The sequence below is a fragment of the Psychrobacter sp. WY6 genome (assembly GCF_018448495.1).
Taxonomy (GTDB): domain Bacteria; phylum Pseudomonadota; class Gammaproteobacteria; order Pseudomonadales; family Moraxellaceae; genus Psychrobacter.
In genome coordinates, this window is the sequence record NZ_CP049902.1 from 174,036 (window position 1) to 200,982 (window position 26,947).

A 26,947-nucleotide genomic window follows, 5' to 3' on the forward strand; every position below is an offset into this window, starting at 1 on the left:
GTATCATTGTATTTTGTTATGTTGTTTTAGCACAGTTATCGACTAATTTCCAGTTATGAGTGAGCCAATATCCGAACTGGTCAGTAATATAAAAATATGTTCAGACTTACCATCCCTCCTACCTTAGCTAATGACTGGATTTAGTAGCCTTAATGTCAGTGGTTTATTAAGTTTTCCGCACTTATTTCACCCAGTGGCAATTCACTATATAATAAAACGATGACTACTATGGTGACTGCTATGACGGCTTCTAAATTTTTAAAAAATAGCACCTATCTACTGAGTGCTTTTCTTCTTGCTGCCTGTCAGCCATCACCGCCTACCAATGAGCCTGTGACTGCAGAAAATAGTGAGACTGTAGATACCCCTATTGTCATTACCGACGATAGTGTGACCATGACGCCAGATCATATATTGAGCATAAAACCTTCACGTTATCAGCCCAGTCTTGGTTTACAAGGTAAGATCGAACCTATCAAACAGACTAAGCTTGTCGCTGCATACCCCATTAACGTCGAAGAAATACTGGTTACTGAGGGTCAATGGGTAGAAAAAGATATGCCGCTGCTTATTGTTCGACGCGTGCAATCAGAAAGCAAAACAGCAGATGCATCTAACCCGGTCAAGAAACAATCTTCGGCATCGAACAGCGTTGCCCCAAATTCTGAAATGACGAACGATGCGGTTGATGTAAAGCAAACACACTCAAAAAAACGGACGCTAGCTCAAAACCCAATCAACCTACAGCAGAAAATGGTGCAACAACCACTAAAAACGACCCAATTGCTAATAAAGAAGAGGCAGCAGCAAACGCCACAGTGGGCGCTCCTAAAAACGCAGTCGGCAATCCTAAAAACAATGAAAACCAGCGCTAATAGCACGGCGAGCTCAAAACCGCAGCAGAATCAGTATAACTTGATCACTGTGCGTGCCAGTTTTTCTGGTCGTGTAAAAAACTTATATGCCAAAGCAGGTCAAAAACTAGAGGCGCGCACGCCTTTATTACAGATTAGCGATGAAACTAAATTACACTTTATCGCGACCCTACCTATTCAAGCAGAACCGCAACTTTCAGTTGGTCAGACTGTCAATTTTACAGCTGAAGGTATGTCGGAACAGTTCACAGGACAAGTCAGTAAACTGACCGCGACCAGCCAGCCGAAAAAGCTGTTGGTCTATGTTAACGTCATTGACAATGAAGCAAGTCGAGACAAGTTGTTGCCAGATATGAAAGTCACGGGGCGGGTTAATTATGGTCAAATAGATGTGGGCACCATCGTACCTAAGCGCGCGTTGCACGATGTTGACTTGACAGAATTGCAAACGTCACCATATAAGCCTCTGTCACCGTTAACTGCTAACGTGTGGATTATTGGACAAGATCAGCGCCTGACACGCCAGCCTATTGAAGTAGTCGAATATGACCCTATCACAAAGCAGTATTTAATTGCTGGTATTAGCAACGATAGTTTGATTTGTTTGGCTGATTTACCGGCTGATGCTAAAGGTAAAAAGTCAATGTCTCATAGCTATGCATGCCGACAGTTACATTGTGTAGAAACATTAACAAAGCCTCTCTTGTTTTGTAACTGCTTAATTAGGCAATATGGCCGTACGATATATAGCATTAAGCGAGTATTCTGAATCATTGGTATTAAATGACTCAATATCTTGAAAGTTTGAGAAATCTTAGAAAGTTTGAGAACCTAGAGGCTTAATCGTTTAAATGTTTAAGATCCTAAAATCAGCGATGTATTTATCGTGATACAAAATATCAAAACAGATGAAACGTTTGGCCAACCATAACAACAACTAGAGGATAACCCATGAGCAAGCAGATTTTATTAATCGAAGATGATCCTGATCTAGCTGAGTTAATCAGCGATTACCTGACCATGAATTATTATGACGTCCATCATGCAGGACTTGGTCAAGAAGGGCTTGATTTATTGGATGCCAAAGAGCGTGACATTGATTTGGTCGTGCTTGACTTAATGCTACCTGATATGGATGGTATGCAAGTTTGTCAAAAAATTCGCGGCAATAAAAACAACATGACCAATAAAGTGCCCATTATCATGTTGACAGCGAAAGGCGATACCACCGATCGCGTGCTAGGTCTTGAGATGGGTGCTGACGATTATATATCTAAGCCTTTTGAGCCACGTGAGCTTCTCGCTCGAATCCGAGCTGTTATTCGCCGTCATGAGCAGCCCAATCAAGCAGATAGCCAGTCTGATAGCTTGACCTTTGGTCGTTTGAGTGTCTTTCCTGACAGCCATGAAGTGACCATCGATGACGAGCCTGTCCGTTTAACGACGCATCAGTTTCAATTATTGCATTACTTTGCCACCCATTCTGGTAAAGTATTGAATCGCGAGCAACTGTGGCAAGCCATGCCCAATGATGACAGCTCAGATAATATCGATCGCGCCATTGATGTTCATATCTCGCGCCTGCGTGCTTTAATTGAAGACAACCCACGCCAGCCAAAACGTATTATTACGGTACGCGGTGTTGGTTATCAATTTGCCACTGATCAGGTTTGATCGCAAAAGTGGCAAATTAATCGATAAAAACCATACTTTTGATTTGTTTATGCAAATTAGAAGTATGAGTCGATATAAACGGCTGATAGTAGAGATGGTTTAATGCAGCAGTTGGGATTTCGTTCGGTATTTGCCAAATTATTTGCCAGTGTCATGCTGGCACTTATTTTATTTGCAGTGGCGATGGTGCTGTTGACGCAACTTGTACACGATAAAGATGCAAGTATTCGATCAGAAGTATTAGCCACCCAGATTTTAGGACAAATAGACCCCTTCTTGCATGAGCTGAATATCTCTGTTAGCGAGGACAATCGCTTGCAAGCGCGCTTTATGCTAGCAGTGGTCAAAAAGAGCTTTGATATCTTTGATGAGTCATTGCAGGCAAAGATGGGCTTGTATGACAGCGAAGGTCGATTGCTAATGCAAACGGATAACAGCGATTTGCCGTTGGAGTTGCCCGCACCGCCCTCTTTATTTTCACGCGTTTTTCCCTCTCTCGCAGACACCTCCCCTACCAAGCAAGCTCAGGTTTATAGCAGCACCGGCTATACGTTTTGTATGAATCACGCTTACCGCCTAAAAAACCAGTACTCTCCTCTGCGCTGAATTTATTTACTGGCACACTACTACTGTTACTGATTATGGCAGGTGTCCTATGGTGGATTGCTCGTACCATCACTTGGCGCATCAATCAGATGAGCCAGCAGATGGCGCAACTGGTGATGGTGATTTTTACCGTACGAGTGAATGCTCGTGGTAACGATGAGATCGCCTCACTAGCGCGTGGATTTAACCAAGCAGCACAAAAAATCGAACACCTTATCGATGCCAATAACCTGCTCTTAGCACATGCTTCTCATGAGCTACGTACCCCCATTACTCGTATCCGCTTACAGATTGAGATGATGGATATGCTCGCAGGGGCGCTACCATCTGATACCAAAGCAAAGTTTGATAAACGTGCGCAAGCGATTAACCGCGATTTGTCAGGACTCAATGATTTGGTAGAGAGTATCTTATTGGTGAGTCGTTTAGACGCCGGTCATGCCTTGCAGCAAGTTGAAAGTTTAGATTTATACGATCTGGTGAATCAAGAACGGCAACATTATCCTGAAGCGACGCTCATTGGTGAACATATTGTGATCGATGGTCAATCATCGATGTTGACCCATTTGATTCGCAACTTGTTAACCAATGCCATGTTACACGGCAAGCCGCCCGTGACGGTACTATTGTATGGCGTGCAAACTATTGATGAAGCAGATACCATACCTGATTATCTGCTACAAACGATACTCTACAGTAGCTTTGCCGATTATAATAGCTCTGATTTTGACTCTTATCACCAACCAATCGAGGTTAATGAAGACGATACGCACAATCATATTGCGCATAGTCATACACATTCAAACGATTCTTCTCATATTACTGGTAAAGTTAAACCCGAAGCAACAGATGCTATTATCCTGTTGCCAGCACCACCGATATATAGAAACGGAGAAAATATTGCGGTTGAGCATGACCTCAATTCCGATGCCGATGCTGATGCCGATGTAAATATAGAGACCAAAATCGATAAGGCTGATATTAATAATATCAACGGAGACATTGACTCTATTGAAACCTGTGCAACCTTAACAGAGTCTACTGATGCGAATAGTGTTCAAACTGACTCAAGCACTTCAACAAACTCAGTCAACAGTAACGATACCGTTGGAAGCACCAGTGCATCCTCATTGATTGCTAATTATCATAACTTTACCAATGATTTGACTGACAAAATTAAAAAGATGGTTTGGAAAGCAGTTCCTGACACTGAAGAGTCGTCTGCAGTTATCAATGACGCTAAGAGTACTGCCTTGAATGATACAGTTCCTAAATCCAAAGGTGCCGTAATAAATAAAGGTGGCACTACGCGCGACAAGGGTGATGCTCAAAATAACACTCAAAATCCTACAGAAGTACTCAGTACACCGCGCAAAGAAGGCTTATTTGCCAAACATCTAAAAAAAGCCAAGACCGATCCTGTACGCCCATTACCGAAATATGCAGTATTGGCAGTGATTGATGAAGGCACGGGTATTCCAGAAGACAAACGTGAAGAAGTATTTAGCCCATTTGTGCGGTTGCAACAAAAAAATAAAGGCTCTGGACTAGGCTTATCACTAGTATCACAAATCGTTACCGCACATCAAGGGCGCATCATTACTGATACGTTGAATGGACATACCAGGTTTTTAGTTGTCATACCAGTCAAGCGACCCACATTATCACCAGCATGACTAAGACGTGCCTTCAGTCCAATCTATTAACCTTTAAATGGCTAAAAATGCTAAATTTTGCCAGACATCGTCAAATAGCGTATCAATATCTCGATATTATTTGCGCTACTTTCCCTGTTTGACGGCAATTTATCTCATTTTATCACCATTTTTAAAATAAGGACACGACCTAGTCAGCGATACTATAGTCGATTCAATTTAAAAGTAGTACAAGGCAACCGAGTATAGATGTATATTTAATACTTCAAGCGAGGTTAACGCAGTAATATTTTTATGGTGGAATGACTATATAATGTGCTATGAACAGACACTTCATTTTACTCGATCGTCGCGACTCACATTCTACAACCCCCCTCTTACTAATAGCTATTAATCATAAGCCTGTCACGGATGTTCATATCCAAAGTGCTCGATAATATGCTATATTAGCGCCCCTTATTATAGGGTTATTAACGGTTGTTTCTTAATTGGCTTCTTACATTGTTAAAGAGGCCCGACAGCGCGTTTGTGACTATTAAAAAAATTATTGAATTTTGAGCCCTCCATGAATGACATGATTGTCTTAAACAATGTGACCAAGAGTTTTTTAAGCGACCGATCAATCAAAGACAAAGATGGCAAACCACATTGGTTTACTGCCGTTGAACCGACCTCGTTATCTGTCCAGCAAGGCGAAATCTTTGGCCTAATGGGATACTCGGGTGCAGGTAAGTCTACTCTGCTACGCCTAATCAAATGCTTGAGCGTCCAGATGCTGGTCAAGTCATCGTCGATGGCACTGACTTGACCACTTTGTCTGCCAGTGAATTGCGTATCGCTCGGCATAATATTGGTATGATTTTTCAGCAATTTAATCTGATGTCGAATCGTACTGTTTTTGACAACGTGGCCTTTAATTTAACTGTTTCAGGATATCCGAGCCGCGACATTCATAAACGAGTGATGGATTGCCTAGAGATTGTTGATCTCACAGACCGCGCTGGTCACTACCCTGCGCAGCTGTCAGGCGGACAAAAACAGCGTGTCGGTATTGCCCGAGCGATTGCCCCCAGTCCTAAAGTATTATTGGCTGATGAACCAACCAGTGCGCTTGATCCTGCGACGACCCGCAGCTTGTTGACTTGTCTACGTGATATCAACGAACAACTTGGCGTCACCATTGTGATTGTGACTCATGAGATGAGTGTCATCCGTAGGCTGTGTGATCGCGCCGCATTACTGCATCAAGGTCAACTCTTGGAAGTTGCAGATGTGAGAGACGGTCTGATTCAGGCGACCACCCCGATTGGCAAAGGCTTAGTGCACGAAGACTAATGAGGCAGGAGAAATAAATATGTTAACTGGTAGTGAATTGTCCGCCTCGATAGACAAGCTGTTTGCCCTGCGCAAAGAGATTGTGAACGCGTTTATTGATACATTTATTATGCTTGGCATCTCAACGACGGTGGCCATTGTCATAGGTGGGTTGTTTGGCGTATTTTTGTTTTTATCCAGTGATCGACAGTTTTTGCAAAACAAAACATTGTATGGTCTGCTTGGTGGTATCACCAACTTTATGCGCGCTTTCCCATTTGTCATTTTGATGATTGCCATGAGCCCATTTACTAAGGCTATCGTTGGCACGGGTATTGGACCGATTGCGGCCTCATTGGTACTCGCCATTGCAGGTTCGTTTTATTTTGCCCGTTTGGTCGAGCAAAACTTACGTGAAGTGCCACGCGGTATCATTGAGGCGACCGAGTCTATGGGCGCACGTCCTTTGACCATTATTAAAGTCTTACTCAATGAAGCACGCTCAGGACTGGTATTGTCCGTGACGATTCTCTGTATCAGCCTGCTCTCTTATTCAGCAGCGGCAGGTATGATTGGCGGCGGTGGTCTGGGGGATTTAGCCATTCGTTATGGCTACTATCGTTATCAAACGGAGGTGATGATTTTTATCGTTATTGTCCTATCAATAATGGTCGTCTCCATTCAAGCATCGGGTAATTGGTTGGCTAACCGGTTGGATAAACGATAGAAAAAAGACTTAGACAAAGTCAGTTAACGCTAATATGAAATAATACTGGGTTTAATGCCGATTCATCCTAAGCAAAATGCTTGACTTTGTTACTGAGACCCTTTAATTTTGATACTAACTTAACAGTCGTTAACTTAGCAGCATTACTATCCCTAATGTTGCTTTTTTAATGGCCAGCGTTTGCCCTCCATCCCATCCCTCTTATTAAGGAAGTTCCATGAAATTAACAGATATCAGCCGTCAGTTAGCGACTGCATTTGCTGCCGTTGGCGTATCAAGCCTAGTCTTGGTTGGTTGCAACAACTCATCAGCACCGGAAGCGACTAAAGAGCCTGTTACGGAAGGCTCAACAGCAGAAACTGCCGCTAGCGATATCGATCCTGAGCATACCAAAATCGTCATCGGTACCACCGAAGGTGACTTCGCCGATATGGTGCGCAACCAAGTGAAAAGCTCACTGGAAGCGCAAGGTTACGAAGTTGAGCTGATTGCTTTTACTGACTATGTACGCCCAAACCTTGCCTTGGCTGAAGGTGATTTGGACATCAACATCTTCCAGCATAAGCCTTATCTTGATACCTTCAAAAAAGAAAACAATCTTGATCTGGTAGAAGTTTTCCAAGTACCTACTGCCCCACTTGGCATTTACTCAGGTAAAAAGACCACGCTTGATGATGTCTATAAAGGCATGAGAGTCTCTGCACCAAATGATCCAAGTAACTTTGCTCGTGCGCTGGTAATGATGGATGATCTTGGCTGGATCACGCTAAAAGACAATATTGATCCGCTAACGGCATCAAAAACTGACATCGCTGATAACAGCAAATACGACATTGAAATCATTGAGTTAGAAGCCGCTCAATTGCCACGTGCTCGTGATGAAGTCGACTTTGCCGTCATCAATGGCAACTATGCCACGGATGCTGGTATCAAGCTGACTGAAGCGCTATTTCAAGAGCCTAGCTTTGCTTATGTCAACTGGTCAGCCATTAAATCAGCAGATGCTGGCAAAAAATGGGTCGAAGATGTGACCAATGCATATAACTCAGAAGCCTTTAAAAAGTATGCTCATGAAACTTTCCCTGGTTATAAGTACCCAAAAATCTGGGGCTCTGATCACAGTGCGCACACGGATACCGCAACAAAACCTGCACCTGTAGAAGCTGCTACTCAATAAGCTCTTAAACCAAAAGCACTTAAATCCAAAACACTTAAATATCGTCTTCGTCCCGCTTGTAAACGCCCATTGCTAGATAGTGATGGGCGTTTTTTATGGGCTCGATTTTACGATTTTTATTTTTTAACCGCGCGCTGCTGTCTATCAGTTACTAAAAATGACGTTACAGCCTGTTTGTCCTTTGTAGGAAAGCGTCACGTGCCCTTTTACTTGCTGACAATTTTTTCTATAGTGGGTAAGTTAAATAGAGAGGGTGATCAGAATATTGATGATTTGATGCTCTATCAATAAATACATAAATAACAAGGATAATAAGATGCGTGCTAAAACTTATAATATTCGTACCGCTGGACAAGCAAATATTCCTGTACTAGGGCTTGGAACATGGCAATCGACTGGTCAAGATTGTGTTGATGTCATCAGTCAAGCGTTGAAAATGGGTTACGAGCACATCGATACCGCTCAAGCTTATGGCAATGAAAAAGAAGTGGGTCAAGGTATCAAACAATCAGGGGTATCTCGGGATAAGTTCTTTTTGACCACAAAGATTTTTCCTGATGACATGAAGTTTGAGCCTGAGAAATTGATTGCAGCCGCCAAACGCTCTTTAGCAGACTTAGATACTGATTATGTTGATTTGCTACTATTGCACTGGCCGGATGACCGTGTTCCTTTATCTGAAACCATTCCTGCCTTGTGTGAGCTACAGAAACAAGGTTTGACGCGCCATATCGGCGTCTCTAACTTTAATATTGCTAGTATCATTGAAGCTGAGAAATATGCTGATGTACCGATTGTGGTCAATCAGGTTGAGTTTCATCCTTTCATCAAGCAAAAAACCTTGCAGACTTTTTTGAACAATCACCACATTCTACTCGAAGCTTATTCACCACTTGCACGCGGTGATGTATTCGATAATGAGATTATTAAAGAAATCGCTGACAAACATAATGTCACGCCAGCACAGATATCATTGGCTTGGATTCTGTCAGACAAGCATCGTATCGCTATTCCGAAAACGTCTAACCCTGATCATTTGCAAGGCAACTTAGACGCTATAAAAGTACAATTAAGTGCGGGTGATATTGAGAAAATCAGCAGCTTAGCGCGTGCTGATGGGCGCAAAATTAAGCATCCAGATTACTCGCCTGAATGGGACGACTAAGTTCTTATAAGAAACTATCGAAACTTATTAGTACCAAATTCATGTAAAAAAAGAGCCGCTAATATATTATTAGCGGCTCTTTTACTATGATATGGACTATATAATTACTGCTGTAAGGTATCCGTCTCATGCACCTTTTCAGCAGGATTATATTGCTCAGAAGGAGGCACTACACCGCTACGGTTGTTTTCTTTCATCGATTTGGCCACTTCTGGCGGCATGTAATTTTCATCATGCTTAGCCAAGACTTCTCCAGCGACAAAGTATCACCCTGCATCTTACCTGTCGCGACGACACCTGAGTTTTCAGCAAATAAATCTGGCAAAATACCTTGATAAGTCACAGGTACGGTCGATTGAAAGTCCGTAATGGCAAACTCAACGTTTAGTGGATTGTCTTCTGCGCGCTGGACACTACCCGCAACGACCATACCGCCTGCTCGAATACGCTTATCTTGTGGTGCTTCACCTTGTGCAATCGCGGTAGCATCAAAGTATAATCGGTCTGTTGCCCAATGGCATAAAGAACCAATACCACGGCTATCGCCGCCCCTGCAAGCGTAAACATAACCCACATCAGTTTTTTGCGACGAACTGCGTTCATACCACTACCTCATTGATGAGTCACTGTTTTATAAACTATAGTCAATGCCATAAATATATAAAACAGAAAAATTTGAAGAAACTACCATTAGAAAAACGTTCTAAAAATGTCTTTCTAATCGTACTCTTCTAATGGCTATATGGTAGCATTTTTCGGACAAATCAATAAGCCCTATAACTTCTGTGGCAGTCACCTCTTTATCAAGTGCTAAGTTACAGATTGAGTGGCTAAAAATTAACGGCTAACGCTAGATAGGACGAGCCTACTAGCTAATGGGACTGCTTAGTGACAGGCATGGTTGTTTTAGCCGTACGCTGTGCTTGCCGCGCTTGCTGAATGGTCAACTGTTTGATTAAAGCCTGTCGTTGTCTACGACTATAAATAACAAACGCCAGCATCATGCCAACGGTAATTGCCCAGCACGACCAAACGAACACGCCATGCTTACCCATGGCAAGAAACTCAGATACGCTATAAAAGTAAGGCTGCATAATATTTTCCTAGCCGTGATTTTTTTGGCGACAGTCATTACCGTCATTTAGCTTGCCCGCGAATGTATTCTTTGACCCATGCTTTGCCTTGATCACGATACAAGATAAGCGTATTGGTACGATAAATCGCTAATGTTGCCACTAATAAATAACTACCAATAATCATCAGTAATAATGGCATCCACATATCTGCTGACATCTTAGGCGCGGCGGTCAAAGTAAAGGTCGAGCCTTGATGCAAGGTGTTCCACCACTGTACCGAGTACTTGATAATGGGTAGATTTACTGCGCCAACAATAGACAAAATGGCGGCGGCTTTACCACGATTGGCAGTATGCTCAAACGCGGCAAATAACGCCATCACGCCCGCATACAGAAACGCCAAGATGAGCATAGAGGTCAAACGTGCATCCCAAACCCAGTAAGTACCCCAAGTGGGTTTCGCCCAAATAGAGCCCGTGATTAAGCTAATCACACAGAGCAAGAATCCTAGCGGAGCAAGCGCCTGTGCCACTAAGCTAGCCGTTTTTATTTTCCAAACCAAAAAAATGACCCCGAGCACTGCTAAGGCAAAATAAATGGAAATAGCGATACTGGCAGCGGGTACGTGGATAAAGATAATGCGGTAGCTATTACCTTGTAGGTAATCAGGCGGCGCAAAAGCGAGACCCCAGACACTACCGATCAATAGGCAAATACTGGCTAATATCGCCAGCCACTTGACCCAAGGCGAAAAAATGCGAAAAAACTGCTTGGTACCCACAGTGGTCAAAAAGCCCTGCCAGATGCGCTGCCACAGGCTAGGAGATGAGACGTTATTCAGGTTGGGCATGGGAATAAACCTATTGGCACAGCGTATTGGTTGTAACCGATATAGCGCATCATAGGCGCGACTACCTGCTAACCTGCTGGCGTTAAACACTGGATAGAATCTACAAGTGATTGTTTGCTTAGTTAACTGACTATTATAGCAAAATTGCCAGTTTTCAACATGCTGTTAATACAAAGGTTTTTTATAGCGTTTTTTATTACAAACTCTCAATACAGAGAGTTGTACACAACTTATGTCGTTTTTAATTCAGCCACGCTATTTTTAACGTCATGGCAATCACCCATGGCATCACCAAAACCGAGATAATACTACCTGCTAATAATAAAGCCAGTATCGGTAAGCCATTGAGACCAGTGGCAAATAAATCAACCGCTCCTGTGGCAAAAATCAACACTGGTAACTGCATCGGTAAGGCAATTAAAGGCACTAGCCCGCACCATTCTTTAATGACAGCGTCAAACTACTCGCGACCGCTGACAGCATCAAGAGCATCGGACTGCCCGTCACAATAGAAGCCATCAATATCCACGCCTCAAACCAACTAAGCTGAAACAAAGGCACGGCAAGTAAACTAAGCGCTGCCACAATACCACTACTAAAAATCCAATGGATAACCAAACGAATCAACACCCATAAAGGCAATGACGCTTTGGCAACGACCAATTGCGCCAGCGTGCCATTATCAAGGGCAGGCTTAAACAAACCATCGACACCATCACCAGTGACAACAGAGCGGCAATCCACACCGCCGACACGCCAAGGCGTTGCAATAGCGCAGGCTCGCTACCCACTGCTAGCGGAAATAAGGTGATAATAACCAAGAACAGCACTAGCGGATAAAGCCACTGCACGGCGCCTTGCTGTTTGACTTGCCACTCGCGCCGCCATAACTGCATAAAGCTAATACCGCGCACCGCAGCTAAGTCAGTATTTGAGCTTTATTCACTGTGTACTGAACCGTCTATTTCTATCATTTATTTGCTCTTCTACGGATGCTTGGAACACTTATACTGAGAGTATGCAAACTAGTATTCAAACCATATAATCGGACAAATCGAGTACTTGATTGGCAACACCAACGGCCTGATGACTGGTCATTAATATAGCGCCGCCAGTATTGGCAAAATCGCGCAATCTGTCTTCCATTCGCGCTACCATATCGACATCAAGGGCAGTAAAAGGCTCATCAAGTAGCCATAATGGTGTCACCTCAGGGGTCAATAAATATAACCGTGCAAGGGTAATGCGGCGGGTTTGCCCAGCAGATAAATGGCTTGAGCTAATCGTCTCAAAGCCTTGTAATCCTACCCAAGTGAGGGCATCATCAATATCAGTAACGCTTGGGCTAATCCCATATAAATTTAGCAGAAAGGTCAGGTTTTGCGCGACCGTTAGATTTGGATGTATACCCAACTGGTGCGACACATACAAAGGCTGAATAGGTAAATTCGCTACTCCTTGATAATAAACCTCACCGCTTAACACTGGCAATAACCCAGCCAGCTGCATCAGTAAAGTGGTCTTACCAGTACCGTTAGCACCAATTAAATGGCAAATGCTACCAGCTGCCAGATTGAGTACAACCCCTTCGCATAGAGGGATTTCGCCGCGCTGAACGGTCAGTTCATCAAGCGCAAGTAAGGCGGTATTCAGAGCTGTCATCAAAACCTCTCATTATTTATTAAGCGGCAATCAATATTCATCACAAACACAGATGACGTTCATGGCATAATACTTTATGCTTACCCCAACCACACAGTATAACAAATTGTCGATTATTATGACCTCAAAACCTATGCAGACTTCAAAAGATAACCAAAATTTAGATATGCCAGCGCTAACCATAGATGGCTTAATCGAGGCACAAGTTGCCTTTATGCAGCAATGGTTACGCATGCAAGCTGAACCGCTGTCTATGCAGGCATGGCAATGGTTTGCTGCACAGCCATTGAATAAATATGTCAGCGCCGATGATTTGCAACAGCTGATTAATGACTGGCTACTCAATCAACCGATGACGGATGTGATACGTAAAGATATTCGCGATATCCTGCATACGATTATTTATCATCCAGTCAATGATAACGTGCCGTTGTCTGAGCTGGTGGATGATACTCAAGTTGAAACCCTTGCCAACTATCTCGGTAGCCACGATCAGCAACGCAATATCTTGATTCATACATTGGTCGGCAACGAGACTTTTGCCGATTTGCTAACCCAAACGCTATATCATGCCATTAATGACTTTATGGAAACCACGCTGGATAAAGCAGGTGCTGCTGGTAAACTGATGAAATTTGGGCGCAGCTCTTTTGAAAAGGCAACCAATAGAAACCTTGACGAAAAACTGCAGGCGTATTTGCATCGTAATATTAAAGATTTAGCACGCCGCGCAGAAGCCAATGCGCAAGAGCATTTATCAAATGACGAAGTCGCGCGATTATTAATTACTGGTTGGGCGCGAATCAAAGACCAGCCTGTCAGTCATCTACAGACTTATCTGCGTGATGAACCTGACAACAGCAGCATCGATCATATCGAAGCCAGCATTCAGCAAAGCTATAACCGCCTGCGCCAGTCGCCTTACTTACACAGCCTTGTGGCAGCGAGCATCGATACTTGGTATGGCAATCATCAGTCAGATACTATTGCGACGGTAGTTTCGAGTCTTCATATTGATGAGCAGGCCATGACTCAATTAAGTACAGCGCTATTACCTGTGGTGCACGATGCCATTGAAAGCGAGTGGTTAACGGCACATACTCGTGAAATGTTACAAGCGTTTTATGAGCAACCGAATATCAAAAAGGCTTAGCATTTAATGCCTAGTCGTTTACTGTCTTGATGTATTTGTCTCAATTTTCCATCTCATTCATTTATTTGACAGCACCATACTTATGAGTCAACGTAACACACTCAGCTTGTGGCAAAAACTCAAACAGTTACTGACTGGTTCAGCAGCGCAGGCTAATGAAGTTGAAATTGATGTGACGCAAACAGAGCCTCATGACGCTCATGATAATACCGAAATCAATTCCGAATCTGATGTCAAAAACACAAGCGAATATTCAGAAACTGACGCCTTTAACTCGAGTGCCAGTCAACACGAAGCTAGCGACACGCCCATTATCGATTTTCTGAAACAGTACTTTAATGATAAGCAGTGGCACTATACTCACTATCGACCCAAAAGCAGTGGCAACAAAAACAATGACCGTCAGCAATCACATCACTTATCGCTTAGAATGCGCAATAAAAGTCTCGATTGCGGCTATTTGTTTCGCGTGCAAGAAAACAACAAGCTGCTGGCAGTCTATGGAATTTTGCCATTTTTAATACCAGAGAGTCATCAAAGTGCGGCGATGCTACTGATTACTCAAATAAATTATGACTTGTTAATCGGCAATCTAGAAATGGATGTCAATGATGGCGAGATACGCTACAAACACGCTATCGATGTCGAAGCGGTAGGCATCGGTAATGATGTTATTGAGCATTTATTACAAAGTGTCATCGCGATGACCACGGTCGCGAATGAGATATTTAGTGATTTGATCGATAATCAAAACCCTGCGGAAGACTTACCGACATTGCTGACCGAGCTACGTCAACAATCAGATTCTAGAACCTTCTTTTTGCCAACGCAATTTGTGCAGTAATGAACTGACTATCATAGCTATCCGTAGCTTTTACAATGTCTCATCAGCACACTGTTAAAGCGCTTAAACCTATTTATTCTTAACATACTTTTCAAAAAAGACATCCTCTAACACTATGCTAAAAATTGCTTACTCTGATATTTTTCGATATTCTGTGCCGGAAAAACACCGCTTTCCCATGCAAAAATACACCATGATTCCTGAGCGGCTATTGGCTGAAGGCACTATCAGTACCGACAACTTTTTTGCTCCTGCACGTTTGAGCGAAGATGAGATTTTGACCACGCATACTGCGGACTACTGGTATCAGCTGAAAACCCAAACGCTACCACGAAAGGAAGCGCGAGCCATTGGTTTTGAAATGACACCTGAGCTGGTAAAGCGTGGGCGTTATATTGCTCATGCCACTTATGAATGTGCATTATATGCGCAGCAATATGGCGCGGCGATGAATGTCGCAGGTGGCACGCATCATGCGTTTGCTGATCATGGCGAAGGGTTTTGCGTGTTTAATGATGTTTGTATCGCGAGTAATTTACTATTAAATCGTGGACAGGCGCAAAAGATTTTGGTGGTCGATTTAGACGTCCATCAGGGCAATGGCAATGCCAGTATTATGGCAGGTGAGCCGCGCGTTTTTGTGTTTAGCATGCATGGCGCAAAGAACTATCCATTTCGAAAGCAAGTATCAGATTTGGATATTGAGCTAGACAATGATACTGGCGATGTGGAATATTTGCAGTTACTAGAGGCGACATTACCACGTTTGATTAGCGACGTTGCGCCCGATATGATATTTTATCAATCCGCTGTCGATGTGCTGGCAACTGATAAATTAGGAAAGTTAGGGCTGACGATAGAGGGTTGTAAAGCGCGTGATGAATATGTGTTACGCCAATCAAAAGCCGCTAAAATTCCTATCGCTATCGTGATGGGTGGTGGCTATTCAGAAGATATCGACGATGTGGTTGAGGCGCACTGTAATACCTTTCGTTTGGCGCAACAGATATTTTTTAATGAAATAACAAAATAACGCGCGCATAAAATAGCATCTAAACAGCCAAATGCCTCGCGAGCTATCTTATAAAAATGCCATAACTCCCTGCCAGCCGACACGAATACCAAGCACGGTAAGTATCAATAAAATAAGCTGACGAAAGCGTGCTTGTGGTAAATAACGACGTAAGCGGATACCAACTAAAAGCGCAGCAATCGATAGTACACTAAGCAGAATAATCAGCTGCCACTCAACACTGCTGAGCGCCATAATAGGCTCGCGTAATACAATTATTTGAGCAATTTTACCCAGAAAATAGCACATATTTCCGACTTTAGCGATGGTATTTTTATCATCGCTGGCAGACAGTAGATACATCATCAATATGGTCGACATGGCATTGGTCGAGCCACCAATCACCCCCGCACTAAAACCAACGATGATTAACACAGGCTTGGTAGCAGGTAGACGGAGTTGCTTACCAAGCAAGCTGCTTATGACGTAAAAACCAATAACCGCTGCCAATAGTAATAAAATATATGCGCTATCGACCCATAGTAAGAGCTTCGCGCCTAGAATACTACCGAGTAAGCTGGTCAATGCCAGTAACCAATAGCGCCTGCCGTAATAGATGAAATTTTGCCAGATTGTGCGCCCGCCACCCGCGAGCCAAGTCATGGCATTAAGCAATAATGACGGAAAAATAACCAACACAATAGCATGTGGTAACGGGTAGATACTAGCAAGCGCAGTGGTCGTCACCAACGTCACACCCAGCCCACTGATACCGTGTAGCAACGATGCCAGTGCAAAGATTACCATCAATAACAACGTCTGGGTGCTATCACCATCCATCATATTAGCCATAAACATTAAGACCTAATGTCTGGATTAATGGTGACATAACTAGGCATTGTGACCATTGTGGCGTTGCCATATTGTCTCACCAATGATGCCAGCCAACTGCTCGGCAATTTTATTTTTGCTCGCCTTCTCAAGTGTGACGCTATCGTGCTCATAACGCTCTGAGAAAAATACCTGCATGGCATTGTCATCGCTGGCAAAACCAATGTCTGCTCGTGAAACATCATTACACGCGATCAAATCTAAATCTTTAGACACCAGTTTGCCACGAGCATAGCGCTCGATATCTTGCGTTTCTGCTGCAAAACCAACGACAAACAGCACTGGATGCGCAAGCGAAATCGTCGCTAGAATATCAGGGTTTTTGACTAAACTCAGCGTCATCGCATCTTGGGTTTTTTTAATTTTTTGCGGGGCAGCTTCTTCAGTACGATAATCAGCGACAGCAGCCGTGGCGATAAAGATATCCGCCATTACATTTTGATTCTCGCTATGAGCATGCTCCTTATCATCAATCTCATGGCTGTGGTTATGACTGTGGCTATGATCATCGCCGCAATCACACTCGCCATGATGTTCATGTTGATGGCTATGGTCGTGTTCGTGATCGTGAGAATGGTCGTGCTCATCTTCAGGCACATACTGTAGCGCACTGTGCGTACCATCCACGCACTGCTGCGCCGCCATCAGCATCTCTTTAGCCGACAACACATCAATGCGCGTGACATTCAGCGGTGTCGGCAGTGCCACTTTGCCACCCGCAATCAAAATAACGTCTGCACCAGCAGCCACGCAAGCACGTGCTAATGCAAATCCCATCTTGCCAGTAGAGTGATTGGACAAGTAGCGCACCGGATCGATAGCTTCTACCGTCGGTCCTGCAGTAATCACCACTCGTTTACCTGCCAATAATTGCGGCGTGGTTTGCATGGCGTTAAATAATAACACTTCTGCCAATAGCTGCTCAGGTTCAGGCAAACGCCCTGCTCCTACATCACCGCAGGCTTGCTCACCGCTAGCAGGTTGAATAATCTGATAATTCATATCGCGCAGGGTTTGGACATTGAGATTGACCGCAGGATGCGCCCACATCTGCTGATTCATGGCTGGTGCAATGATGACTGGTGCCGCCGTTGCAAGGCATACAGTTGTCAATAAATCATCAGCCATGCCCATCGCGAGACGCGCAAGCGTATTGGCAGAGGCTGGCGCAATGATGATTAAATCTGCCCATTTCGCCAATTCGATATGCCCCATCCCCGCTTCTGCTTTTTCATCGAGTAATGAGATATGTACCTCATTACCAGTCAAAGCTTGCAGGGTCAGTGGCGTAATAAAAGCTTGTGCCCCTGTGGTCATAATGACACGCACATCAAAGCCTGCCTTGATTAATAGGCGGGCAAAGATAGCAGATTTATAAGCGGCGATACCGCCAGTGATAGCAAGCACAATATTGGACATAAGCATGGCATCAATAAAAAGTTGAAAGATAAAATTGCGCTTATAGTAACAATTATGAGATAAGTTGGGTAAGAATTTCCGTATTTACTCAATATATCTGGCAGCAATCCATTCTCAAGGAGTGACAATGGCGATTAAAGACTGGCATGAAGATGATAGACCACGTGAAAAACTACTAAAATTTGGGGCAGCGCATTTATCTGATGCCGAGATATTAGCGATATTTCTGCGCACAGGTACGCAGTCACAGTCAGCTATCGAGCTGGCGCGTCATTTGATCGAACAATTTGGTAGCTTGGCAGAATTATTGGCAGCGCCGCAAGAGACTGTACTGGCTTGTCATGGTATTGGTCCTGCCAAATACGCGCAGATATTGGCCTCACTTGAGATGGGCACGCGTTATTTGGACAGTCAGCTTAAAACTGGTCACGCACTTGGGCGCTCGCAAATGGTCAAAGACTATATCAGCACTCAGCTGCGCGGGGAGCATCGCGAAGTCTTTGCGGTACTTTGCTTAGACAATGCGTTAAATCTCATTAATTTTGAGATACTGTTTACTGGCGGCATCTCCTCTTGCTCCGTCTGTATCAAACACGTTCTGCGTCATGCCTTGAGTCACGCCGCCAGCCAACTCATCGTCGCGCACAATCATCCACATACCGATGCGACCCCTTCAACGTCAGACAACTTATTAACTTACGAGCTAAAGAAAGCCTGCGATTTAATCGATTTATCCTTGGTAGACCACATCATTGTTGGACGCAATGAGACACTATCTTATGCCGAAAGCGGCTTAGCGCCTTTTGGATAATTAATTACGACTGTTATTTTTACCTATATGAGAAAATCTTGATACATATAATCGACACAGCGTAGCATTTTAGCTATTGATAGTTATCGGCAACTGTTTCATATTGATGGCTAAATTTGTCTTTTATTTGTCTGTCACTGGTTAGACAGTTATCAAAGCCACTTTTGTAAAATGCTCGACAAATTAAAATTTATCATAAAACATGCTACAAAATCCATAACGGCTCATTGGTTTAATTTGATCACCAGACCCTTAAACATCAGAAAAAATAACAACAAGATTTATTCAAATACTTTAATACACACACATTTTTTGCGCTTTTGGTTTAGCGTTATAAAAGGAGACAGTCATGGCAATTGGCTTATTTATTTTGGCAATCATTATTCAATTAGCCATGGTTTTGGCCATCTTTTTATTGTCCCTATCACGAGTCACAGGCAGTATCGTTGCCCTAGTTGCCGTCCTTGTCACCGCCTTTATCAGTCCTTGGTCGCTCATTTTGGGCATACCAATCGCTTTACTTTGCATCGTTTTGCTCGTCGCCCCTATTCGTCAGTCACTGATTACCAGACCTGTTTACAAGACTTTGGGCGGGGCAATGCCGAGCATGAGCGATACCGAGCGAGAAGCGCTTGATGCGGGTACCAGCTGGTGGGAAAAAGAGCTGTTTATGGGCAATCCCGACTGGGACACTTTTGCTCAATATCCCTATCCAGAGCTGTCGGCAGAAGAGCAAAGCTTTATTGATAATGAAGTAGAAGTACTATGCGCCATGCTTGATGAATGGAAAATTCAGCATGAAGACAAAGAGCTGTCGCCTGAAGCGTGGCAATTTATCAAAGCCAATGGATTTTTAGGCTTAATCATTCCAAAAGAGTTTGGCGGTTTAGATTTTAGCTCTTATGCACAAAGCCGTATCATGAGTAAAATCGCTTCACGCTCGCCGACCGCTGCGGTTACCTGTATGGTGCCAAACTCGCTCGGCCCTGGTGAGCTGTTGATGCATTATGGTACGGACGAACAAAAACAGCGTTGGCTACCCGGTCTTGCCAAAGGTGACGAGGTGCCTTGCTTTGGTTTGACGGGCCCAGAAGCGGGTTCCGATGCTGGTGCGATTCCAGATACAGGGGTGGTTTGTTATGGTACGCATGAGGGCGAGCAAGTGCTCGGTTTGCGTATGAACTTTTCTAAGCGCTGGATTACCCTTGCACCTATCGCCACGGTCGTGGGTTTAGCATTCAAGATGCACGATCCTGAAGGTTTGCTTGGCAATCCTGATAAGACCGATTACGGTATCACTTGTGCGCTCGTTCCTGCCAGCCATGAAGGCGTTATCATAGGACCACGCCATAATCCAATTGGCTCGCCATTTATGAATGGTACAGTCGATGGTAAAGACGTCTTTATTCCACTAGATTACATCATTGGCGGCGTCGAAAATGCGGGTCGCGGTTGGCGTATGCTGATGGAGTGCTTGGGCGTTGGTCGCGGCATCTCTTTACCAGCTTTATCAACCTCAGCCAGTGAAATGACGTATCTGTCTGTCGGTGCTTTTGCCAAAGTACGCGAACAGTTTAAAATCTCTGTGGGTAAATTTGAAGGGGTGCAGGACGCGACCAGCCGTATGGCCAGCAACACTTATATGTTAGAGGCGTTCCGTCATCTGGTTACTTGTGGCCTAAATCAAGGCGGCACACCCTCGGTTATGACGGCAATGGCAAAATACTATGCGACTGAAACCATGCGCAGTGTGGTCAATGACGGTATGGATGTGGTTGGTGGTCGCGCGGTACAGATGGGTCCACGTAACTTTTTGGCCACACCTTATCAGGCAATTCCAGTATCTATCACGGTTGAAGGCGCAAATATCTTGACGCGCTCACTCATGATATTTGGTCAAGGCGCGATGCGTTGCCATCCTTATCTATTTGATGAGCTGCAATTGCTGCAAAGCGAAAATAAAGAAAGCGCACTCAAACAGTTCGACACACTGTTTTTTAAACATTTGGGTTATACCTTTAATCGCGGCGCAAAGGCATTTGTCGCAGGTTATGTCGGTGGCAGTAATCATGCCCAAGCTTTGCGGACAGCTTTACTCGTCCCTACTACAAACACATCAACCGCCTGAGCGCAAGCTTTGCCTTAACGGCTGACATGGCATTAGGGTTGCTCGCTGGTGACTTAAAACGTAAAGAGATGCTGTCTGGACGCTTAGCTGATATTCATAGCCATTTATTCATTAGCACTGCTATTTTGCAGTTTTATGAGCATGGTACTAAATCAGCTTCCGAACGCTTGCATGCTGAGGTTGCCTTACAAAATAGCTTATATACCATTCAAGAAGCTTTTGAAGCCTTTTTTGCAAACTTCCCTAATCGTATGGCGGCCAGTTTGGTCAGTTTTGTGACTTTTCCCAGCGGCTCTATCTTTACACCGCCAAGCGATGAGCTCAAACGCAAGCTGGGCGATGCTTTTATGGATGACTTTGAAGCCAATCCGTTCCGTGATTATCTTAAAACCATGGTCTATTATAATACTGAAGCCGATGATGTCACTGGACGTATGGAACACGCTTATCAAACGTTACTTAGCATCGAGCCATTATGGCAGAGGTTTAAAAAGGCTGAACACAAGGACAGTTTTGAAGGGCTTACTTTTGAGGATCATGTGGTATATGCCAGCCAAAACGGCGATATTACCGAAGAAGAAGCTGAAGTTCTTATTCAGTATAACGCCATACGCTTTGACTCATTATTGACCGATGTGTTCGATAAACATTTATTGCATGCCCAAGAGCGCACCAATCCACACAGCCTTGATAATGCCGTACAGCAATTAACGGACTATGCACAATTGAAAAATGACGCGCAAGCCAGAAATGGCATTGCGACAAACATGACAGCTGAAAATGATGTCGACTCTAATGATTTGGGTACGCCCGTCAGTACAGACAAACCAACTGGCGATGCCAACCCCAATCATGGTTATGAGAATAACGGTGATGTAGAAATGGTCAAAGAGCAAGATACCATTGAGGAGGTACGTGCACAGACCGACTTTGATGAGTCTGAGCCTGAGGTAGAAGCACTAGATCATCGCCACCGTGATGCAGAGTCACACTTAAGTGAACGCATGAGTAACAACCATCGTCTAAATCAACATAATGCTGACGACCTAGAGCGTTCTGAAATATCTGAAGATGCAGAAAATGTGAAGGATAATATAGACAAACCTGCCGCTACTGATCCTAAATGGCAGGATGGTCTACGCCGTGATGAAAGTGACAAAGTCTAAAATCAAAAGCTTTGATAATTCTTGAAATGACAAGCTTTGAAACAATAGGCTTTGAAATAGCAAGCTTTGAAATAGCAAGGCACAAAAGAATCAGGCTTAAAATATTTAAAAAACAATAGGTGTTAAGGCTGCTAGAAGCCTTGCACGATACATTCTGATCATTCACTTAGAAAAGACTGCCCCATTTGAGCAGTCTTTTTTTAGTTATAAATCGCCATTTTTAACCATTAAGGCGTATTTGATGATTCAACCATGGCAATGACAGAGACTGCTTTTTAGGCAGCTCAACATTAAAAATAGTCAGTTTAGTCATTCTAAGCGTCTACTGTTAACAATGAAATGGTAAAAAAAAGCCCTGTCTCCCTCTATTAATATTGGAAATAATACTAAATTCTCCCAGCTCCATATAAAAATATGTTATAAAACTAATTAAGGCATGAGCATTACCGTCATTTTATGCTTTGTCTGAAACAGTTTTGGCGATCAGCAGTATCTATTTTTGAATGTTCAACACGCGCTAATATTGGTCAATATGCCTTGTCATTTACCTACTTTACTCGCGAAAAATTCGGCGCAGACAACTTAACTATTGATTTATATTACCTTAGTCATAAAAAAACGTTGCAGTATCCTTAACAATTATTTTATATTGTGCCCCGAAAACGTGACACTAAGTGGAAGTTGAAAGAATTTAATAGACGTAGCAAGAGCGGTGATAATAATGGCAACAATCACATTGATGTGAGCAGCCTATCTATTCGCTCTGGGGCACGTACACAAGGTATAAGTTATGTGGAAAAATATGGGATGACCGGCAAGATTATTGTCGCTTGGTACTCGGTATCATACTGGGATTGTTTATAAACTATTCAGGACTGAACGCTGAAGGCGGTTTCATTCATACGTACATTACCAATGGCTTCCTCGCCATTGTCGGCAAGCTATTTGTCAACTCGTTAAAAATGCTAGTCGTGCCTTTGGTGTTGATCTCACTGATTTGCGGTGTTTGCGGTATTGGGGATATTCGTTTGCTTGGTCGCATCGGCACCAAGACATTTCTTATTTATATGATGACAACAGCTCTGGCTATCGCAACAGCGATTGGGCTTGGCGTGCTATTTGGTATCGGTAAAGGCATGAATATCGAAACCGAAGCGGCATTTGAAGCAGCTTCAGCACCACCACTGCTAGATGTGTTCTCTAATATTATCCCATCAAACCCATCAGCGCGATGGCAAATGGTGATATGTTATCGATTATTTTTGCTATTTTGATCGGTGTTAGTATCTTGATGGTGGGTAAACCTGCCAAAGGCTTAGTGCAGAGCTTAGAATTAATCAATGAAGTCATCTTAAAAATGGTGACCATCATTATGAATCTTGCACCTTATGGTGTATTTGCGCTATTGACCAAAGCAATGGCAGCTGGGTTTAGACTTGATTTGGTCACTGCTCGGTTATGTGGCGGTATGGTCGGCTCATTGGCATTCCATTTCTTTGTCACTATGATGATTGTACTCAAAGTCTCTTCAGGCTTATCCAAAAACCTTTTTGGCAAAAATGCGCGAAGTTCAGATTTTTGCTTTTAGTACGTCAAGCTCGAACGCGACGATTCCTATTACCTTGCGTACGGTAACCAAGCGCATGGGTGTCAATAACTCAGTTGCTTCATTTACTGTTCCATTTGGTGCGACCATCAACATGGATGGTACCGCCATCATGCAGGGCACGGCGACCATTTTCATTGCCAATATTTATGGTATTGACTTGGGCGTGACTGAGTATCTAACTGTCATTCTAATGTCCGTTTTGGCTTCCGTCGGTACCGCTGGTGTACCGGGTGTTGGTCTGATTATGCTATCAATGGTATTTGCCCAAGTCGGTCTACCTATCGAAGGCATCGGTCTTATCTTAGGTGTGGATCGTATCCTTGATATGTTACGTACCGCAGTGAACGTCGGTGGCGATGCTGCTGTGACGGCTATTGTGGCAAAATCAGAAGGCAAAATGGATTTGGCTATTTATAACGATCCTAACGCTGGCGCAAAAGACGTGTTTGATGGTCACATTGATGAAGACAATGAGCGTGAATTCTCTGAAGTCTTTAGTGATGGGATCATGGGCAGTGAGTACGATGATATCGATCGTCGCCGCTAGGCACTCGCATTGAATAGATTTTGATAATTTATTCACGATACAAAAAACCTCAGTCATATTGGCTGAGGTTTTTTTCTTTGCTAAATACATTTACTTGATGAACAACAATCAACCAAAAACGTATTTGGTTACCATCGCCAAGCATACCACTACAATCATCGGACGAATCAGCTTACTACCGCCCTTGACCACCATATGAGAGCCAAAATACGCGCCTATCGTTTGTCCCACCATCATGGCAAGCCCTACTTTCCACAAGACATTACCGCCCAAAATAAAGAATATTAACGAGCCAATATTGGTCGATAGATTCAATACCTTTGCTGCACCTGTTGCTTCGATAATTTGCCGACCGCGCAACGCCACGTTGCCGAGCGCAAAAAACATCCCTGTGCCTGGTCCAATATAACCATCATAAAAACCAATTAATGGTGCAACCACTTTTTGCCATTTGCCTTCTGAGATACGCGGCGCAGCTTCTACTTCGCCAAGTCGAGGCGCAAACAAGGTATAAATCCCGATAGCCGCAATCAAAAACGGAATCAGTGTCTCAAGCAGATCTGGCGGCGACATCTGTACAGCGATAGTGCCAAGAACAGAACCGATAAAAGCGCCAACAATAGCTACTTTGATACGTTGCGGTTTGACCACCCCTTTTCTAATCATCGTAATAGAGGCTGCTAGCGCACCTGAAGCGGCTTGTAGCTTATTGGTACCGAGCGTTAGCACTGGTGGGATATTGGCGAGTAACATGGCGGGGATGGTCAATAAACCGCCACCACCAGCGATAGCATCAATAAAGCCTGCCAACGCTGCCACAGCGGTAAGCATTAATATAACCTCTAACGAAAGCGATAAGTCCATGACGCTGACCTGTAAATTTTATGATGGAAAATGAGGAAGTCCTAAAAACTGGCTTTAAGAACAGGAAATAAAATATTAGTAGCAATGTTGCTATCAACTTTGCTATTCATTAGCTGATAGTACTGCTGATATGTATTAAAGCTGTGACAGAACATCACAAAATGCCAATCATTATAAAGATAAAACGCTAAAAAAAGCCAAAAACGTAAAAAAGTCTGCTAGATTTGTCTAACGGCTTAATAAGTATCTAAAATAAGCAGCGATTGATTAAAAGTATGTAACGACTTATAAGGCTTTTGTCTGCTCTATCGACTTTATAATATCGCTATTATTAATGTGACAGGCGGCACTTATAACTTTTGGTTGACGTATTTTGTTGTCTATATCAATAAGAGTATGAGAAACTGTTGCTGTCTATCATGTCTTTATGAGTCGTGTCATAGATATTTGAGGTTATTGGATTAATTTGTAATTCGTGTTTAGCAAATGAGGATGATATGGCAATACGCAGGATTAAAGCATTTTTTGAATTTGAGGCAGCGGGCGGTATCGTCCTAGCATTGGCTGCCATTGCTGCAATGATTATTGCCAACTCCCCTCTTAATGTGTGGTATGAGGGCTTTATTCACGCACCCGTTGCCATTCAAATCGGTGAGTTCGCTATCGCTAAAGACGCTCATCACTGGATCAATGACGGTTTAATGGCGATTTCTTTTTTTTAGTGGGACTTGAGCTAAAGCGTGAAGTGTTGATCGGTGAGCTGTCTAATGTTAAGCAAATCATCTTGCCAGCTGGTGCGGCGCTCGGTGGCATGATTATGCCAGCGATTGTCTATCTACTTTTTAACTATAACGAGCCTGAGTTTTGGAAAGGATGGGCGATTCCAGCCGCGACTGATATTGCTTTTGCCCTAGGTATTTTGAGCTTATTAGGCAACCGCGTCCCCAACTCTTTAAAAGTATTTTTAGTATCAATTGCTATTTTTGATGATATTGGCGCCATTTTAATCATCGCTTTATTTTATACCAGTGATTTGTCATTAGAGTCATTGGCAGTGGCAGGTCTATGTCTACCTTTCTTATACCTTCTTAATCGTCGCAACGTCACCAGCATCACGCCTTATCTGCTGATCGGTGTGATCATGTGGATTGCGGTACTCAAGTCCGGCATCCATGCCACCTTGGCTGGCGTGGTCTTAGCACTATTTATTCCTATGTTTGACCGTACTGATCCTGAGCACTCACCACTAGAAGAGCTAGAGCACGATTTACATAACACCGTTGCCTTCGGTATCTTGCCATTATTCGCATTTGCTAACTCAGGCATATCTCTCAAAGGTGCAGGCTTCGCTGAGCTGTTCCATTCAGTACCGCTTGGTATTGCGGCCGGTCTATTCATCGGTAAGCAACTGGGTGTGATGATCATGTGCTGGTTAATCTTTAAGCTTGGTATCTCAACCATGCCAAGAGGCATGAACTATAAGCAGATTTACGGTGCAGCCTTACTCTGTGGTGTTGGTTTTACCATGAGTCTGTTCATTGGCGGTCTGGCATTTGCTGGTGAAACAGCCTTATTTGATGAGCGCTTAGGTATTATTATGGGCTCAATCGTCTCTGGTATCGCAGGTTACCTCATGCTCAAAGTCAGCTTGAAAGACAATGTAAGCGGCACCTCAGTCGATCTGACTCGCCCTCATTAATAAGAAGATAAGCCACCTAAAGG

The 26,947-nt window shown here is 43.6% G+C and carries 17 protein-coding genes and 6 pseudogenes; 15 read left to right on the forward strand and 8 right to left on the reverse strand.

The window, feature by feature from the left end; all coding sequences use genetic code 11:
* Positions 1-240 precede the first annotated feature (240 nt).
* The 8 genes and pseudogenes from G7Y90_RS00910 (at position 241) to G7Y90_RS00945 (ending at position 9,193) form a co-directional block, all read left to right on the forward strand.
* Positions 241-1,644: an efflux RND transporter periplasmic adaptor subunit gene (locus tag G7Y90_RS00910; protein WP_250163152.1), complete on the forward strand. Its 1,404-nt coding sequence runs from the start codon at positions 241-243 to the stop codon at positions 1,642-1,644.
* A gap of 182 nt (positions 1,645-1,826) precedes the next feature.
* Positions 1,827-2,549, forward strand: a complete 723-nt coding sequence (locus tag G7Y90_RS00915; protein WP_045444030.1) for a response regulator transcription factor — start codon at positions 1,827-1,829, stop codon at positions 2,547-2,549.
* Positions 2,550-2,651: 102 nt separating this feature from the next.
* Positions 2,652-3,155: a hypothetical protein gene (locus G7Y90_RS00920; RefSeq protein WP_250163153.1), complete on the forward strand. Its 504-nt coding sequence runs from the start codon at positions 2,652-2,654 to the stop codon at positions 3,153-3,155.
* Entirely contained in the window at positions 3,104-4,831 is a 1,728-nt protein-coding gene (locus G7Y90_RS00925; protein WP_250163154.1) for a HAMP domain-containing sensor histidine kinase, read from the forward strand. The genes G7Y90_RS00920 and G7Y90_RS00925 overlap by 52 nt, the downstream gene beginning before the upstream one ends.
* A gap of 544 nt (positions 4,832-5,375) precedes the next feature.
* Positions 5,376-6,145 (forward strand): annotated as a pseudogene (locus G7Y90_RS00930) (methionine ABC transporter ATP-binding protein).
* A 19-nt stretch (positions 6,146-6,164) separates the two neighbouring features.
* Positions 6,165-6,851 carry a methionine ABC transporter permease gene (locus G7Y90_RS00935; protein WP_060491817.1) on the forward strand — a complete coding sequence of 229 codons (687 nt, stop codon included), beginning with the start codon at positions 6,165-6,167 and terminating at the stop codon, positions 6,849-6,851.
* Positions 6,852-7,068: 217 nt separating this feature from the next.
* Positions 7,069-8,028 (forward strand): MetQ/NlpA family ABC transporter substrate-binding protein, encoded by a 960-nt coding sequence (locus G7Y90_RS00940; RefSeq protein ID WP_201560531.1) that lies wholly within the window; start codon positions 7,069-7,071, stop codon positions 8,026-8,028.
* A gap of 316 nt (positions 8,029-8,344) precedes the next feature.
* Complete coding sequence (locus G7Y90_RS00945; RefSeq protein ID WP_250163155.1) at positions 8,345-9,193, forward strand: aldo/keto reductase; 849 nt, start codon at positions 8,345-8,347, stop codon at positions 9,191-9,193.
* Positions 9,194-9,297: 104 nt separating this feature from the next.
* On the opposite strand, the pseudogene ccmE reads toward G7Y90_RS00945, so the two are convergent.
* The 5 genes and pseudogenes from ccmE to ccmA form a co-directional block, all read right to left on the reverse strand.
* Positions 9,298-9,796: pseudogene (ccmE, locus tag G7Y90_RS00950) on the reverse strand (cytochrome c maturation protein CcmE).
* A 269-nt stretch (positions 9,797-10,065) separates the two neighbouring features.
* The gene (ccmD, locus tag G7Y90_RS00955) at positions 10,066-10,287 is read right to left on the reverse strand and encodes a heme exporter protein CcmD (RefSeq protein ID WP_250163156.1); all 222 of its coding nucleotides are present in this window, start codon (positions 10,285-10,287) and stop codon (positions 10,066-10,068) included.
* Positions 10,288-10,330: 43 nt separating this feature from the next.
* The gene (gene ccmC / locus G7Y90_RS00960; protein ID WP_060491821.1) at positions 10,331-11,119 is read right to left on the reverse strand and encodes a heme ABC transporter permease CcmC; all 789 of its coding nucleotides are present in this window, start codon (positions 11,117-11,119) and stop codon (positions 10,331-10,333) included.
* Between the two features lie 241 nt (positions 11,120-11,360).
* Positions 11,361-12,015, reverse strand: a pseudogene (locus tag G7Y90_RS00965) (heme exporter protein CcmB).
* A 136-nt stretch (positions 12,016-12,151) separates the two neighbouring features.
* Positions 12,152-12,781 (reverse strand): heme ABC exporter ATP-binding protein CcmA, encoded by a 630-nt coding sequence (gene ccmA, locus G7Y90_RS00970; protein WP_250163157.1) that lies wholly within the window; start codon positions 12,779-12,781, stop codon positions 12,152-12,154.
* 76 nt (positions 12,782-12,857) lie between these two features.
* On the opposite strand from ccmA, the gene G7Y90_RS00975 reads away from it, so the two are divergent.
* The 3 genes from G7Y90_RS00975 (at position 12,858) to G7Y90_RS00985 (ending at position 15,811) form a co-directional block, all read left to right on the forward strand.
* Positions 12,858-13,934: a hypothetical protein gene (locus G7Y90_RS00975; protein ID WP_250163158.1), complete on the forward strand. Its 1,077-nt coding sequence runs from the start codon at positions 12,858-12,860 to the stop codon at positions 13,932-13,934.
* Positions 13,935-14,016: 82 nt separating this feature from the next.
* Positions 14,017-14,778: a YbjN domain-containing protein gene (locus G7Y90_RS00980; protein WP_250163159.1), complete on the forward strand. Its 762-nt coding sequence runs from the start codon at positions 14,017-14,019 to the stop codon at positions 14,776-14,778.
* Between the two features lie 115 nt (positions 14,779-14,893).
* Entirely contained in the window at positions 14,894-15,811 is a 918-nt protein-coding gene (locus G7Y90_RS00985; protein ID WP_201605183.1) for a histone deacetylase family protein, read from the forward strand.
* A 48-nt stretch (positions 15,812-15,859) separates the two neighbouring features.
* Here G7Y90_RS00985 and G7Y90_RS00990 read toward each other — a convergent pair whose 3' ends face one another.
* Both G7Y90_RS00990 and coaBC read right to left on the reverse strand, forming a co-directional pair.
* A complete protein-coding gene (locus tag G7Y90_RS00990; RefSeq protein WP_250163160.1) occupies positions 15,860-16,642 on the reverse strand; it encodes a sulfite exporter TauE/SafE family protein in 783 nt (260 codons plus the stop codon).
* 39 nt (positions 16,643-16,681) lie between these two features.
* Positions 16,682-18,100 carry a bifunctional phosphopantothenoylcysteine decarboxylase/phosphopantothenate--cysteine ligase CoaBC gene (gene coaBC, locus G7Y90_RS00995; protein WP_250163161.1) on the reverse strand — a complete coding sequence of 473 codons (1,419 nt, stop codon included), beginning with the start codon at positions 18,098-18,100 and terminating at the stop codon, positions 16,682-16,684.
* Between the two features lie 127 nt (positions 18,101-18,227).
* Between coaBC and radC the strand changes: the two genes are divergently transcribed.
* From radC to G7Y90_RS01010, 3 genes and pseudogenes are all read left to right on the forward strand, one after another.
* Positions 18,228-18,911: a RadC family protein gene (gene radC / locus G7Y90_RS01000; protein ID WP_250163162.1), complete on the forward strand. Its 684-nt coding sequence runs from the start codon at positions 18,228-18,230 to the stop codon at positions 18,909-18,911.
* Positions 18,912-19,260: 349 nt separating this feature from the next.
* A pseudogene (locus tag G7Y90_RS01005) lies at positions 19,261-22,205 on the forward strand (acyl-CoA dehydrogenase).
* 854 nt (positions 22,206-23,059) lie between these two features.
* A pseudogene (locus G7Y90_RS01010) lies at positions 23,060-24,361 on the forward strand (dicarboxylate/amino acid:cation symporter).
* A gap of 108 nt (positions 24,362-24,469) precedes the next feature.
* Here G7Y90_RS01010 and G7Y90_RS01015 read toward each other — a convergent pair.
* Entirely contained in the window at positions 24,470-25,225 is a 756-nt protein-coding gene (locus tag G7Y90_RS01015; RefSeq protein WP_045453480.1) for a TSUP family transporter, read from the reverse strand.
* A gap of 497 nt (positions 25,226-25,722) precedes the next feature.
* Between G7Y90_RS01015 and nhaA the strand changes: the two are divergent.
* Positions 25,723-26,924 (forward strand): annotated as a pseudogene (gene nhaA, locus G7Y90_RS01020) (Na+/H+ antiporter NhaA).
* Positions 26,925-26,947: the final 23 nt, after the last annotated feature.